Annotated in this window: 16 protein-coding genes; 6 read left to right on the forward strand and 10 right to left on the reverse strand. The window is 37.5% G+C overall.

The window, feature by feature from the left end:
• Window positions 1-3 precede the first annotated feature (3 nt).
• Window positions 4-756: an SDR family oxidoreductase gene (locus tag V6R96_RS19430; protein ID WP_336379875.1), complete on the reverse strand. Its 753-nt coding sequence runs from the start codon at window positions 754-756 to the stop codon at window positions 4-6.
• A gap of 249 nt (window positions 757-1,005) precedes the next feature.
• On the opposite strand from V6R96_RS19430, the gene V6R96_RS19435 reads away from it, so the two are divergent.
• The 5 genes from V6R96_RS19435 (at window position 1,006) to V6R96_RS19455 (ending at window position 3,966) form a co-directional block, all read left to right on the forward strand.
• Window positions 1,006-1,638, forward strand: a complete 633-nt coding sequence (locus V6R96_RS19435) for an NAD(P)H-dependent oxidoreductase (protein WP_111957842.1) — start codon at window positions 1,006-1,008, stop codon at window positions 1,636-1,638.
• A 31-nt stretch (window positions 1,639-1,669) separates the two neighbouring features.
• On the forward strand, window positions 1,670-2,107 hold the full coding sequence (locus V6R96_RS19440) for a MarR family transcriptional regulator (RefSeq protein ID WP_336379874.1): 438 nt from the start codon (window positions 1,670-1,672) through the stop codon (window positions 2,105-2,107).
• The gene (locus tag V6R96_RS19445; protein ID WP_223558734.1) at window positions 2,104-2,526 is read left to right on the forward strand and encodes an organic hydroperoxide resistance protein; all 423 of its coding nucleotides are present in this window, start codon (window positions 2,104-2,106) and stop codon (window positions 2,524-2,526) included. Before V6R96_RS19440 ends, V6R96_RS19445 begins: the two co-directional genes overlap by 4 nt.
• A 115-nt stretch (window positions 2,527-2,641) precedes the next feature.
• Entirely contained in the window at window positions 2,642-3,364 is a 723-nt protein-coding gene (locus tag V6R96_RS19450; RefSeq protein ID WP_336379873.1) for an NERD domain-containing protein, read from the forward strand.
• 41 nt (window positions 3,365-3,405) lie between these two features.
• Window positions 3,406-3,966 (forward strand): YdcF family protein, encoded by a 561-nt coding sequence (locus tag V6R96_RS19455; protein WP_336379872.1) that lies wholly within the window; start codon window positions 3,406-3,408, stop codon window positions 3,964-3,966.
• A gap of 18 nt (window positions 3,967-3,984) precedes the next feature.
• On the opposite strand, the gene def is transcribed toward V6R96_RS19455, so the two are convergent.
• The 9 genes from def to V6R96_RS19500 all read right to left on the reverse strand — a co-directional run bounded on the left by def (window position 3,985) and on the right by V6R96_RS19500 (window position 13,504).
• Complete coding sequence (def, locus tag V6R96_RS19460) at window positions 3,985-4,614, reverse strand: peptide deformylase (RefSeq protein WP_336379871.1); 630 nt, start codon at window positions 4,612-4,614, stop codon at window positions 3,985-3,987.
• A gap of 275 nt (window positions 4,615-4,889) precedes the next feature.
• Complete coding sequence (locus V6R96_RS19465) at window positions 4,890-5,762, reverse strand: ChaN family lipoprotein (RefSeq protein ID WP_223558732.1); 873 nt, start codon at window positions 5,760-5,762, stop codon at window positions 4,890-4,892.
• Window positions 5,763-5,894: 132 nt separating this feature from the next.
• On the reverse strand, window positions 5,895-6,923 hold the full coding sequence (locus V6R96_RS19470) for a ChuX/HutX family heme-like substrate-binding protein (RefSeq protein ID WP_336379870.1): 1,029 nt from the start codon (window positions 6,921-6,923) through the stop codon (window positions 5,895-5,897).
• A gap of 4 nt (window positions 6,924-6,927) precedes the next feature.
• Window positions 6,928-7,578 (reverse strand): class I SAM-dependent methyltransferase, encoded by a 651-nt coding sequence (locus tag V6R96_RS19475; protein WP_336379869.1) that lies wholly within the window; start codon window positions 7,576-7,578, stop codon window positions 6,928-6,930.
• Between the two features lie 2 nt (window positions 7,579-7,580).
• Complete coding sequence (locus V6R96_RS19480; protein ID WP_336379868.1) at window positions 7,581-8,354, reverse strand: heme ABC transporter ATP-binding protein; 774 nt, start codon at window positions 8,352-8,354, stop codon at window positions 7,581-7,583.
• Window positions 8,354-9,394: an iron ABC transporter permease gene (locus V6R96_RS19485; RefSeq protein ID WP_111957862.1), complete on the reverse strand. Its 1,041-nt coding sequence runs from the start codon at window positions 9,392-9,394 to the stop codon at window positions 8,354-8,356. The genes V6R96_RS19480 and V6R96_RS19485 overlap by 1 nt, the downstream gene beginning before the upstream one ends.
• Window positions 9,378-10,256, reverse strand: a complete 879-nt coding sequence (locus V6R96_RS19490) for an ABC transporter substrate-binding protein (protein ID WP_336379867.1) — start codon at window positions 10,254-10,256, stop codon at window positions 9,378-9,380. Before V6R96_RS19490 ends, V6R96_RS19485 begins: the two co-directional genes overlap by 17 nt.
• A 20-nt stretch (window positions 10,257-10,276) precedes the next feature.
• The gene (locus tag V6R96_RS19495) at window positions 10,277-11,386 is read right to left on the reverse strand and encodes an HmuY family protein (RefSeq protein WP_336379866.1); all 1,110 of its coding nucleotides are present in this window, start codon (window positions 11,384-11,386) and stop codon (window positions 10,277-10,279) included.
• Window positions 11,387-11,398: 12 nt separating this feature from the next.
• On the reverse strand, window positions 11,399-13,504 hold the full coding sequence (locus V6R96_RS19500) for a TonB-dependent siderophore receptor (protein WP_223558726.1): 2,106 nt from the start codon (window positions 13,502-13,504) through the stop codon (window positions 11,399-11,401).
• A gap of 93 nt (window positions 13,505-13,597) precedes the next feature.
• Here V6R96_RS19500 and V6R96_RS19505 point away from each other — a divergent pair, with 93 nt between their 5' ends.
• Window positions 13,598-14,416, forward strand: coding sequence for a T9SS type A sorting domain-containing protein (locus V6R96_RS19505; protein ID WP_336379865.1), 819 nt, complete (start codon window positions 13,598-13,600; stop codon window positions 14,414-14,416).
• The last annotated feature ends 83 nt before the right edge of the window (window positions 14,417-14,499 follow it).

Below are 14,499 nucleotides of genomic sequence, written 5' to 3' on the forward strand. Positions count from 1 at the left end.
CATTTATCGTATCACTGAAATTCCAGCATCTACCTTAATTTCTGTTCCATGAATGTAAGAAGCCTCTTCTGAAGCCAGGAACAGAACCGTATTCGCAATCTCTTCCGGCTTTCCCTGCCTTTTAAAAGGGATAGTGGGAATAATATCGTGAACGGCACTTTCAATCTGTTCTGCATTCAAACCTGTATTATTAAAAATATTGGTTTTGATATGTCCCGGACTGACCCCGTTGACCCGTATTCCACGTTCCGTAAGCTCTACAGCGAAGGTTTTAATAAAAGACTGCACCGCTGATTTAGCAGCAGAATAAATTGAAAAATTAGGCATTGCAATCTCAGTGGCCACAGAAGTATTGAAAATGAGTGAGCTTCCTCTTCCCATTAAAGGCAATAGTTGCTGTACCGTAAAGAAAGAACCTTTTACAAGCACGTTGAAAAGCTCATCAAAATGACCTTCATCCACATGCTCAATGGGAAAAAACTTTCCATAACCTGCATTAACGAAAAGCATATCGATAGTTTCTGCATATTTTCTTATCTCCTGTTGCAGATTCATAAGGTCTTTCATATTTCCTGCATCAGAAACAATCCCGGATGCTTGATCGCCCAGTTTGGTTAATGCTTTGCTAACCGTTTCTTCGCTTCGGCCTGTGATAATGACACGTCCTCCTTCACCAATGAACTGCTGTGCTGTTGCGAATCCCATTCCATTGGTTCCTCCTGTGATCAGGGCTGTTTTGTTTTTAAATCTCTGCATTGTTTTTTTATTATAAATTCTCCTGCAAAGTTTCAAATAAAGAGTTTCATAAAAAATCCGATTCTTGTTGAAACAGAGAAACCAGGCTTGATTTTACTGTATCAATTTGTTTTTTCTAAAATTGGCATCAATTAAATCTATCAAAATTAAATTGTACACAATTTAATTAATCCTACATTTGTATCAGAATTTAATCACCACCTTTAAAAGTGATGAAAACACAAAAAGTATAAATTTAAAATAATAGAAATGTCATTAATAGAAGACTTACAATGGAGACATGCCGTAAAAGCATATGATCCTTCAAAAAAAGTAACAGAAAAAGATCTTAACACTATTTTAGAAGCGGCAAGACTGGCTCCCACTTCATCAGGGCTGCAGCCATTCCGCGTTATCGTTGTAGAAAATCAGGAATTAAAAGAAAAGATGGTACAGGGTGCCCTAAACCCTGAAGTAATGAGAGACAGTTCCCATGTTTTAGTATTTGCTGCCTGGGACAGTTATTCTAACGAAAAAATCGATAAGGTTTACGATTATCACACCGATGTAAGAGATTTGCCAAGAGGTCGTTTCGGAAGCTATACTGATAAGATTAAAGAAATGTACGGAGCTCAGACTTCCGCAGAACATTTTGCCCATACTGCACGCCAGACTTATATTGCACTTGGCTTAGCTATGGCTCAGGCTGCAGAATTAAAGATCGACAGTACCCCTGCAGAAGGATTCAGTAATGAAATAGTGGATGAAATTCTTGGATTAAAAGAACTAGGATTAAAAAGTGTCAGCCTTTTATACCTTGGTTACAGGGATGAAGAAAAGGACTGGCTATCCACAATGAAAAAAGTAAGAGTTCCTATGGAGGAATTCATCATCAAAAAGTAATATATTTATTACCACTCTCAAGTTCAGCCTTATGGAAAATTCAAAATCTTTACAATTAGAAAACCAGATCTGCTTTCCGCTTTATGTTATTGCCAAGGAGATCACAGGACTTTACCGTCCATTCCTTGACGAGATCGATATTACGTATCCTCAATATCTGGTGATGATGGTATTATGGGAGAATGACGGTCTTGCAGTGAACCATATCGGAGAGAAACTGTTTCTGGACAGCGGAACTTTAACGCCTCTTCTGAAAAGGCTTGAGAGTAAGGGAATTATTTCCAGAAAGAGAAAAAAAGAAGATGAAAGAGTGGTTGAAGTATTTTTAACCGAAGCCGGAAAACAGCTACAACAGAAAGCCTGTGAAATTCCCGGAAAAATACAGACTAAAATCGGGGTAGAAACAGAAGATCTGCTCCATCTCAAAGAAACCATCTTAAAAATATTAAACAAAATAGAAAATAAATGAAAACATTATATACAACCAAAGTAACAGCTCAAGGCGGAAGAAACGGTCATGTAAAAAGTGAAAACGGAGTTTTGGACCTTGAGGTAAGAATGCCTAAAGCTTTAGGTGGCGGCAATGATGACTTCGCTAATCCTGAAATGCTTTTCGCAGCCGGATATTCAGCCTGTTTTGACAGCGCTCTTAACAGAGTGATCAGCCTTTCAAAGGTAAAAACCGGTGAAACAACAGTTACAGCACAGATCAGTATAGGTCAGCTGGAAAACGGAGGTTTCGGTTTGGCAGCAGAACTGGATGTAAATATTCCGGGAGTTTCTATTGAAGAAGCACAGGAATTAACTGAAAAAGCGCACCAGATTTGCCCATATTCTAATGCGACGAGAGGTAATATGGAGGTGAAGCTTTCGGTGACGAATCACTAAGATTAGTTTCTTTTTTATAAAAAAATCTGTTTCTTTGGAGGCAGATTTTTTTATTTACCAATGACAACCAACCCAATAAGCATAGAAGCATTAACAGAAATAATATACAAATAGTATGAATAGTAATTTTTTAATTATTTTTCTATTAGCTCTGTGTATTTTATTAATTAAATACTACACTCCAAAAATAAAGGGATTAATTGGTGAGAATAAAGCCTCGAAAGCTTTAAAAAGGCTCAACAATGAAAAATACATTGTTCTGAATAATATTAAATTAAATATTAAAGGCTCCACTTCACAAATAGATCACATCATTGTTTCAGATTACGGGATATTTGTTATTGAAACTAAGAACTACAAAGGCTGGATTTTAGGTTATGAAAAAGATAAATTCTGGACTCAGGCTATTTATAAATACAGACGTAAGTTTTACAACCCTATTTTACAAAACCAAGGGCATATTTATGCTTTAAAACATGTATTGAAAAATTATAAATATCTGAGATATTATTCAATAATTACCTTTACAAAAAGAGCAACGCTTAAAACCAAAACATATACCGATGTTGTTTATATAAACAGGTTAGTCAGAACAATAAAAAAATATGATTCGTATTATATTAACGAACACACTAAGAATGAAATTGTTGCAATAATTCTAACGGCAAAAACAAACAGCCGAAATAAAGATAAAAAACTCCAGGTTAATTCTGGGATGAATAAAAATACCTTATGCCCGAATTGTGGTGGAAATCTTATTGAGAGAAATGGTCAATATGGAACTTTTCTGGGCTGTAATAATTTTCCCAGATGTAAGTATACGAGAAATAAAAAGTAACAATTCTATTAAAACTGTATTGTAAAAATGAATAGTCATTTATGAAAACCCTTAAACGAACATTCAAAATATTTATTACCATTCTGCTTTTATGGTTATGTGGACATTTGATTTATATAATTGTTGACGGTTTGACAGACAAAAATATGCACGCAGATATTGCTGTGGTTTTAGGCAATACAGTCAATGAAGACGGAACACTTTCAGAAAGACTTGAAAAACGCATGGAATGTGGACTTAATCTTTATCGTTATGGACGAGTGAAAAAAATATTAGTCAGTGGCGGACTTGGAAAAGAAGGATTTTACGAAGGTGACAAAATGAAAGAGTATCTAATTAAAAATAAAGTACCTGACAGCGTTATAATTGTCGACAATTTTGGCAATAACACACTTGCAACCGTGAACAACACCCTTAAATTAAAAGACAGTTTACATTTTCAAAGTTTAATTGTTGTTTCTCAATATTTTCATTTGACAAGAACTAAAATGTTATTTAGAAAGCAACATTTTGAAAATGTAAGCAGTGTAAGTCCTCAATATTTTGAATTGAGAGACATATATTCGTTATTGAGAGAATTTGTGGCTTATTATATAGGATAAGGTATTGCAAATGACAAATTATCTCGTTGTTGAGTCACTCCTTTTAAAAGCATCCACCCTTTTATAAGAATCATTTTTCTCCTTTTCTTTTTTATCAGAAATCAGGATTCCGAAAAGATGGTCGATTTCATGCTGGAAAATCACAGCCGTAAAACCTTCTACAATCTCGGAATATTTCTGTCCTTTCAGATCAACATACTCTAACTGGATCACTTTGCTTCTGTAAAACTGGTCTCTGAATTCAGGAATGGATAAATCTCCTTCCGGACCGAGATTCTGTAATTCTGATCTCCACACAATCACAGGATTGATAAAGTATTCCAGAGGATTTCCTTCTTTATCAAAACGCTGTACCCAGATCACTTTTCTGTTGATCCCAACCTGTGGCGCCGCAATTCCCACTCCACCGTCTGTTGATAAAAGAGATTCTTTCATTCTCTTGACCAAAGTTGCGGTATTGGAATCAACCGGATCAATTTCTGTTGAAAGACTTAATAAGGTTTTATGCTGATGAGAATCTGTAGTCTGATAAATCGGTAATGCTGTAGTAATATCTCCCTGATTAATAATTGAGGTTTCGTTTGAGGTCAATTTTTGAGCATTCATGAAGCCGATAAAAAAGATAAACAGAAAAGATATTTTTTTCATTTTTATTATTTGTTATACAAAGATAGCTAATGTGTTTCAAACATATAATTGGGCTGAAGCCCTGTTTGGCTATTTTTATATATTAAACGGGCTAAAGCCCATTTCTATTGAATTTTAAAGGGGTTTATTACATATAGATTATGAGCTAAGGGCTTCGACTCCGCTCAGCCTGACAACGCTAATACTAGTCACAATAGTATCGACTGTCAGGCTGAGCGGAGTCGAAGCCTCTATTTTGTTATAAAAAAACTGGTCATCAAAAAGAACCTAAGAATTTAAAATGTTTTCGTCATATCAGCCGGAATGATCAGGTTGAAATCTGTCGGAATATATTCTTTCGCAGGTACTTTCAGCTCCGGATCTTCAGATTCAAAAACTGAGATCACCGCCATTTTAAGGGTCGGGTTTTTCTGTTTGATATACCAATAGATTCCACCGAATTCCTTACTGTGATAGTTTCCGTTGTAATGGATAAAAGTTTTCCCGGCCTGCATGCTCTTCAGGATAGATTCAGCCATGGTGGCATCTTTTGTGGCCTGGGCAGAAATGAAGTTCATCACTTTGGTTCCTTCGGCATGATCACCCATCATTGCCTTCATTTCCTGATACCCCGGCGTATCCAAAGTTACTTTGATCGGGAGCTGTGCAATGTATGCTTTCTCTTTATCACTTAATTTATTCAGAGATTCCAATCCTTCTTTTGCAGTCTGAGATGCATATCTCCTTGGAATATTGGTCGCGATAAAATTCAGTTTTTTAGTTTTGGCAAAATCAACCAGCGGTTTGTAATCTGTTGCATAATTATTCCACAATCTGGCAGAGTCTTTTAATGTTTTAGCATCAAAACTCCCATTCAGATACTTGTTCAGCTGCAATTGATTATCTCTTTCGAACATTTCTGCCCCTAAAATAATCTGTCCGTTTTTCTTCTGAAATAAACCTTCCGTCACTTTCAGCTGAAGCCAGTGATTGATAGAGCTGTTATGATTCTCCCCAAAGAAAACAACATCATATTCAGCCAGCTCTTTGATCAGCTTATCTGTTTTTACTTCCTTTCCTTTCTTGTCATAAAACTGGTAGGCTTTGAAATCCTGTCCGCTTAACGAACAAAAAACTGCCAGCAAAACGGCGATAAAAATATTTTTCATTTTTATTTTATTTAAACACGAATTGTACAAATGTTTCTTTCACAAATATCACAAATTTTCTGCTCTATCCTCTCATAAAAAGGACCGCCTTGAATTTAAAACAAAACGGTCCATTAAAAATCATCTAACTATTTATTTCTCTAATTCTGCCACAAGATCTTTCCACTCCTGCAATTCAGGAATTCCAGGTTTTCTTTTCCCAAAGAACTGAACGATGAAATCCCCTTCTTTGTTGAACACTTCAATAGCCGTTACTTCCCCGTCTTCAGTAGGTTTTTTAACGATCCATGCCTCTGCAATTTTCGTAACATCCAAATGTAAGTTGAAATCCGGGTCCATGACATTGAACCACTGCTGGTGCCAAAGTGTTTTCTTCACGTTTCCTGTATGAATCTGGATAATTCCTCTGTTTCCAACGAATACCATGATCGGAATATTCTTTTCTGAAGCGTCTTCCAGAACATTCACCACTTTAGAATTATCAATTTTTTTAGCAAATCCTTCCGGAGCCAGTCTCAGTGCCTGGGTTCTGCTTACCCCGAATTTCCTTGTCATCATAAAGAAATCGTGGGTATCTTTTAATTCCGTCCACGCTTTTTTGAATCCTTCAGCATCAATCTCGGAATCAGCCTTTTCAGGAGCTTTTGGAGCCACAGCTTCAATAGTGAACACCTTGTTCTGGTCTTCTGCTCTGAATTTTTCTACAATGGCATCGAAAGCAGCTTCATCACTGTTTTTGGTCAGATAAATCTTATGAAGGGCAAGACCGTCTTTTCCGAAGAACTGAAGGCTTTTTTTGTCTCCCTCCACTACAGCAAACGCAGATTTCCAGTGGTTAAGGAATATTCTAAGATCGATATCCTCTCCTACGAAAAGCTGTGCATGAGGACTGCTGAAATCACCGTTCTGGTAGATTCCTTTTCTTTCGTGTACACATTCGTCATTGCGGGTAAGCGCCATTACTTTACCTAACTGTTCTGCTTCAGTAAGGATAGAAGGAAATTCAGGTTTAAGTACCGTTACTCCTTCGCCTATGCTTGTTGCCAGTAGTTCTGCTTCACTTACGCTCAGCTGTGTTGCAGCATTTCTTATTCTTATATGTGGATTGTCTGCTTTCAGAGCTTCCCATTTTTCCTTTAAATCATTAACTAATGTGCTCATTATTTTATTTTTTTATGGTTAAAACTGTATAAATTCTATGGATGGTTTCGTTTCCTGATTTGCTTTGTATATCTTCTTCTTTTTCAGATATTTTCATTCTCTTGAAGTGGCTTTTGGAAACAAGCTGCTCCATTTCGCTGTTGCTGTACATGGTAAAATCATATTCTGTAAACGGCAGCGTTTCCATAAATTTTTTCTGTCCGAACGTAAGAACGAAAGTTCCGTCCTTCTTTAAAACTCTGTGGATCTCATTGAGAAACTCAACTGGTTCTTCCCAGAAATACACGGTATTGACAGTAAATATCTTATCAAAAGTTTTGTCTTCAAAAGGAAGTTTTTTTCCTTCATACAGCACAAAATCAGCCTGGCTTTCAAAGTCTTTGTTCAGCTTTCTGGCTTCATTGTACATGGTTTCAGAAATATCTACTCCTGTATATTTCAGGTTTTGGGCTCTGCTTAAAATATTTTTAAGGTGTCCGGCATTGCCGTGTCCTATTTCAAGGATATGTTCATCATCTTCTATTAAAAGCGTTTTAATGCTTTCCAATGTCATGCTGATATTGGTAGCGTTCATCATCTCGCCGATCTCTATGCCTTTTTCTCCCTGTGGATTGGCGAGATTCTGCGCAAGGATTTTTAATTCATCTTTTTCCATGGTTATCCAAAAATGATCATTGGGTTATTGGTAATAGGGTGTCCGCAAATGGTGCACGGAAAATTGTACGCCTGGCTGATTGTTTCAGCAGTAAATACTTCCTGTGGCGTTCCGTATGCGGAAACCTTTCCTGATTTCATTAATAAAATTTTATCTGCAAATTGTGCAGCAAGGTTCAGATCATGTAATACAACAATAGCACTGTTGGCCTTTTTAGTGAAATTCTTAATAATCTCTAAAGCTTTGTACTGATGTTTTATATCTAAATTATTCAAAGGCTCATCCAGAAATACCAGTTTGTGGGCAATCTCATTTTCCAGCTGGGCCATTACTCTTGAAAGATGGACACGCTGCTTTTCTCCTCCGGAGAGTGTATTGTATTCTCTGTCTTTCAGGTGATAAACGTCTGTTTCGTACATCATTTTATTCATCGCCTCAAAATCTTCTTTACGTGGCTGTGAATCAAAGTACGGATAACGCCCCATCATGACCACCTCTTTTACATCCAGAGGAATCTCGTTGGAATTATGCTGTGAAAATTTAGACTTATGCTGAGATAATACTTTCACTTCCCAGTCTGAAATGGATTTTTCCTTAAATAAAATCTCCTGTTTTCCCTGTTTTATTTCATTAGCCAAAACACTGAGAAGGCTTGACTTCCCGGCTCCGTTGGGACCTACAATCGCCAAAAATTCGCCATACCCTAAAGAGACATCAACGCCTTCAAGAATATGGAAATCCTTGTGAAGATAATTGATCTGATGCGCTTTTATCATTAGAGTGATTTTTTAAATTTAATTAAAATAGCGATAAAAATGGGTCCTCCGATCAAGGAGGTTAAAATACCGATGGGCAATTCTGATGGTGCCACAATGCTGCGGCTGAATGTATCAGCTATCAACAGTAAAACACTTCCCAAAACAGCTGACAACGGTAAAATGAAAACATAATTTGATTTAAATAAAAGTCTTAAAATATAAGGTACGATAAGACCTACAAAACCAATAGTCCCTGAAAATGCCACACAGGTTCCTATCATCAAAGAGGTAATAATCACAATCTGTTTTTTCAGCTTTTCAACGTTGATTCCTAAATGCTGGGCATCTCTTTCTCCTAACATCATCGCATTCAGGGCTTTTCCTTTTGGAAGCAAAATTGAGTAAGAAATAACAATCACTACAGCCAAAACAATATTCTTGGTCCAGGTGGCAGCGGCTAAACTTCCCATATTCCAGAACGTAAGATCTCTTAACTGTTCATCTTTTGATATATAAATAAGGAATCCTGTAATAGAAAAGCCGATGGATGTGATGGCCACACCGCTTAACAACATCATGACAACATTGGTTTTTCCGGCGCTTGTGGAAATCCTGTACACCAGCATCATGGCTAATAAAGCACCTAAAAAGGCGGAAATACCAACCAGTGAAAACTGAACCACTTCAGGAAGATATTGTTTGAAATGCCCTCCTAAAACAATGGCAATTGCCGCAAGTAGTGTAGCTCCGGAAGTTAAACCTATTGCTTCACCGGTTGCTAACGGATTTTTAAACAACCCCTGCAGACTTGTCCCTGAAACAGCAAGCATGCTTCCTACTAAAATGGCCATGACAATTCTGGATGCTCTTACCTCCCAAATCACATATTGATCGCTTAAAGATAAGCCCGGATCACCTTTTATATAGTGCCATAAAACTTTGAAGGCTGATGTTCCTCCAAAATCGTAGACTCCTGTATTAAGTGCCAGTACCGCTATAATAGCTAGCAGTACGGCACCTATAGTCAGATAAAAGTATAGTTTACTTTGTGTTCTCAATTAAAAGTTTGTTTAATGCTACTGCTGCTTCTCCCAGTCTAGGTCCGAAACCTGAAACCAATCCTCCGTCCATTGCAATGATCTTTTTGTTTTTACCTGCGTTGGTCTGTGCTACGCCAGGCATTTTAAGAGCTCCTTCGTTTCCGCCGGCACCCTGAAGTCCTGTTTCAAAGAAGAATAAAATATCAGGATTAGCTTTTACAACAGCCTCTGGTGTCAATGGCTTGAAATCTTCAAAATCGTTCACAGCATTTTCTCCACCAGCAAGACCGATCAGAGAGGCCATAGGGGTATTTTTACCTGAAACCATCAGCATGTTTCCTCTTGCGTAGATGAACAATACTTTTGGCTTTTTAGCGATAGGCAGAATTTGTTTCAGATCAGCATCGATTTTATCGTTTAATTTCTGATAATCTGTATTTCCTACTGCTTTGGCTACGTCAGCGATCAGTTTTTTAGTTCCTTCCACAGTGTATTCCTGTTTGAAAACCTCAGCTTTGATTCCTGAAGACTTGATTTTAGCCATCAATTCAGGGTTGATATCTTTTTCTGAAGCTAAAATCAAAGTTGGACTTACCGCCATAATCGGCTCGATTGTCATGGATCTTACGTGTCCAAGATCTTTGGCCGTCGTTTTCAACGTTGAGGGATAGGTGCTGGTAACATCTGTTCCTACAATTTCTTTTTCGTGACCCAGCGCGCTTACAATTTCTGTAATTCCACCGCTCAGGGTAACGATTTTGTTATTGGTTTTCGGAGCTTCAGAAGAGGTTTCTGTTGTATTTTCTTTTTTAGCATCTTCTGCTTTTTTGCATGAATATACTGCCATCATAATGGAAGCTGCAAGGATTAATTTTTTCATGATATACTATTATTTGATTATTATAAAGGGTCAAATTCGAAATTGGTAGTGCCGCGGTGTCCGTCTTCGCTTTTCATGGTATTAAATCTTAACTTAAAGTAAAATCCTTCTGCATCTTTCAGGACAAAAAAGCGGTCTGCGTAAACATGAGGCTGTGGGTTATCTGTTGTTCCCGTAGTGGTTCTCCATTTATCACCAAGAGCCCTCTGATCATTAAATATAAACTTTGACTGATCCACATCTCCTAATTTAAATGAATTGTAAGCCTGATCAAGATTCCCTGCCGCAGTTACCTGGTATACTCCTACTCCGTTAAGGGTATTTGTTACCACAAAGTCCGCAAAGAAATAACTTCCGGCACTTACTCCCGGTGCTGTAAAGACTTCATTGGTAAATGTGGTAAAGCCAAGGTCCCAATTTTTTTTCTTAGGCTGAATTTTCACAGCTGTACCTGTATTAAAACTGAAAAAAGTAAAATTATAATCTGTATCCTTCGGTACAAAATATTCACTGTAACTTGCTGTATTTCCTACATCAGCGTAACGTATTTTATATCCGTTCAGGGCTCTGAAAATCTGAATTTTTTTCCAGCCTCTAGCCGCACCGGATAAACTAACTGAGCCTGGCCCGATATTATCAGAAGACGGAATATCTCTTCCAAGGTTTAACAGATACACAGGATTTTCTGCATCATTTTCCTTAATAGGTTCAATTCCTGAGGTCTGGGTAAGGAAATTGCCGTCCGGATGATCAATGTATTGCATATTGGCCGGATCAAATGTCCCAACCATTATGCTTCCTTTAAGGGTGGCAACGTCGGCTTCTGTTACTGTTTTAATATCCGTTTTATTAGGTACTTTTGCCACTGTCATAGCAAGAGAACTGTTGATCACTACATGAAATCCATCTCCGGTATAGAAACCAAGATCCCAGTCTGTCCTTTTATTGATAGAATGCTTTTCATAATCACTTAAGTCTATCCAGACCTGATTGGGTTCGGTAGCGCCTCCTACTTTTACTTCTACTACAGATCCGGTAATTGGCGGTGCCGGAACAGGATCTTCATCAGCAGAAACACAGGACTGTAAAGCAACAGCTGAGAAAAGGGCGAATATTTTTAAATAGTTCATAAGGGTAGCTTTTTAGAATTGATAGATTAATCTCGCGAAATAGCTTCTTCCGTAATACAGATTAAGACGGTCAGTCGCTCCATTATGGGCAGTTCCGGCAGTAGCGGTTGTGTTAATAGTCGTTACATCAAATATATTTTTCACTCCTACAGAAAGTTCCATATGATCTTTCCAGAATGGCTGACTTACAATAAAGTCCATCATATGAAAATCATCAGTTTTTCCCAGTCTGAAGCCTGTACCTTCACTTTCCAGCACATAATTTCTTCCCGGACCGGTATATTTATAGTAAAGGGCAAAACCCGTTTTGGTATTTTTCAATTTATAATTTGCCGATGCTCCTGCCTGAACAAGATATTGGTAATCTGTAGGCGATGTATGATTTAATGAATTCAGGGATACTGAAGTCCCGCTTACAGATCCTCTTAAGGATAAGGCCAGCTGGTCTTTTTTAAAGTCTATATTGGCAGAGAACAGCATGTTTCTGTACTTGTCCATATTCATATACTTGTAGGTAGAGGGATCTTTTACGAGTACCATTTCTATTCTGTCCCGTACGTCCAGATATAATGCATTAACGCTGTACCCAATTTTCCAGTCGTTTGCTGTAAAATTCTGATCCCAGAAAGCGCCTGCTGAAAAGCCTTTTTCAGGATTCAGATCAGGGTTTCCCTGTACATCGTGATTGATATTCACGAAATACGTATAAAGCTCATCGTAGGTAGGGAAACGGTTTGCAGTACCTGCCACAGCCCGTAAATTGGAATTTTCAGAAGTTTTATATCTTGCTGAAAGTGAGTAATTAAACTGATTGTCAAAATTTTCACTGACGGATAGTCTTGCGCCCGGCCTTACAGAAAAACGGTCTGAAATATTCCATTCTGCAGAAAGGAAGTTGGAATAGGTAAAAATCTTTCTTTTTACCGCTTCACCAAAAAAATCTCCGGCAATGAGCGCTGCATATCCATTGGTATAATCCAATTCGTATCCAAGCTGAAAATCGAATGTCTTATTATTGAGAAAATTACTGAACATTCCTCTTGAATAGATAACATCTGTCTTGTAATAAGATCTGTCTTCTCTGCTGATTCTGACAGATCTGTTGGGAATATCATAGTTATAGTCATGGTATTTTCTATCCTGGTTCTGGTAAGAAAAATCTCCCATATAGCGGATATTCCCAATATTAGTCTGAATATTAAACTGATGGGCCCATCGTTTGGTATTATATTCCCGGTCTATACTTTCGTAAAGTGCACCGCCCATTCCATCGTTCAGGGGAATCCTGTTAACTTCCGGATTGTAGAAATTGAATTTTTCGTACAGGTAAGACAGTTTGTAGTAGAAAGAAGTTTTATTTTTTGAATACCGTATTAGTGCAGAGGCATCGTACTGATCTTTCGGGTTCCATTCAAAGCCTCTTTTATTATCTCTTTCAAAATATTTATAACCTTTGCTCTCCCCTTCATAGCCCATAAACTGATTATGATTAAAGCTGATATTGGCAAACCAGTTATTATCAATATTATAGTCTACATTAAGGTTCTGAATATGCCTTCCGTTTCCTTTTTTCTTCAGGTCGTAATTATCCCTTACGGTTTCTTCCTGCAGAGAAGCTCTTACACTTACCTTTTTTGTATTGCTTTTTTTGGTGATAATATTGATAACTCCGGCTACTGCTCCGTTACCATATTCCACTCCCATGCTTCCCTTTACCACTTCAATTCTCTCTACATTATTCAGTGAAAGTTTCGTAAGGTCAATATTACTTCCTAATCCTGTATCACCTACTACAGGGATATTGTCTATCAGTACTTTTACATAATTGCCATCAAGCCCCATCATATTGGCCGTAGAGTTTCCCGAACGGGTGTCCGGAGTAATCTGGATATTAAGACTTTGATTTAAAACATCTGCAACATTGGTAGCAGCCATATTTTTTATCTGCTGGGCATCTATAACTTCAACTTTATATATTGATTTATTGATAGACTGCTGCGTGTACTGTCCTGTAATGACAACTTCCTCTATTTTATTTTTATTAAGAGAATCTTTTTCTTGTGCAGTTATCCAAAAGGCAATGGACAATGATAGAACGGAAAGCACTTTCTTCTTCATAAAGCAAAAATTTTGGCAAATATAATGCTTTATTTAGAATAGTTAAAAATAAATACTTATTTTTGTGTAATAATTCTAAATAAAAATAACGTTATGAAATTAAAACTACTTTTAGGAACATTAATGTTTACGGCTGCTACAGCGCATGCACAAGTAGCGACGCTTAATGAAAATTTCAACAACTTTACTATTGGAACGACTACTTTTCCTCAAAATGGATGGTCTGCTGTGGTTGCCCCTATAACAGGAGCATTTCCTCCGGCATCCCCTAGAATGATTGTAGCAGCCCTTGAAAATGACAATACACAGAGGTTTATCCAGTCTTATGCCGGCAATAATGCGACAGCTCCTTCATATCTTATTACGCCTATGATTGAGAATCTTACAGGAGACCGTGTTTTAAAATTTAAAACTACATTAGTATCCCCATCGCCAGGGCCTGGAACAATCCAGATCGGATTAGCAACAAGCGCCAGCGATATGTCGACTTTTGTGGGGGTAGGAAATCCTATCAACGTAACTACAATTGGAGTGGTTCAAAACATAAGTATTAATATTCCTTCAACTACAGGTTCTTATATTGTATTTAAATTCACTCCAAGTGCTGCCCATGTTGCTATACAAATAGATGATGTGGTGTACAACTCTTCTACTACTCTAGGGGTTAGCGATACTGCCCAATCTAAAGAAAACTTCAGGTTTGCCGTTAATACTGACCAAACTGCATTGGAATTTGTTACCAAAACGGAACTAAAAAAGATTGAGATTTATTCTGCTGCAGGACAAAAAACAGCCGAAGGACAATTAAAAGGACAGAGATTTGATATCAGCGGACTTCAGACCGGTGTTTACTACATGCTGGTAGAAACTGCAGAAGGCTCCGTAGTGAAATCCAAGTTCATTAAGAAATAAGGTTTTATTATTATTAGACTAGTATGATGCCTTTGAAGCCGGCGGGAAGTATTTCCGGCCGGCTCTTTTTTGTAGCAAACCCG

This window comes from Chryseobacterium sp. CCNWLW53 (assembly GCF_037083525.1).
Classification (GTDB): domain Bacteria; phylum Bacteroidota; class Bacteroidia; order Flavobacteriales; family Weeksellaceae; genus Chryseobacterium; species Chryseobacterium lathyri.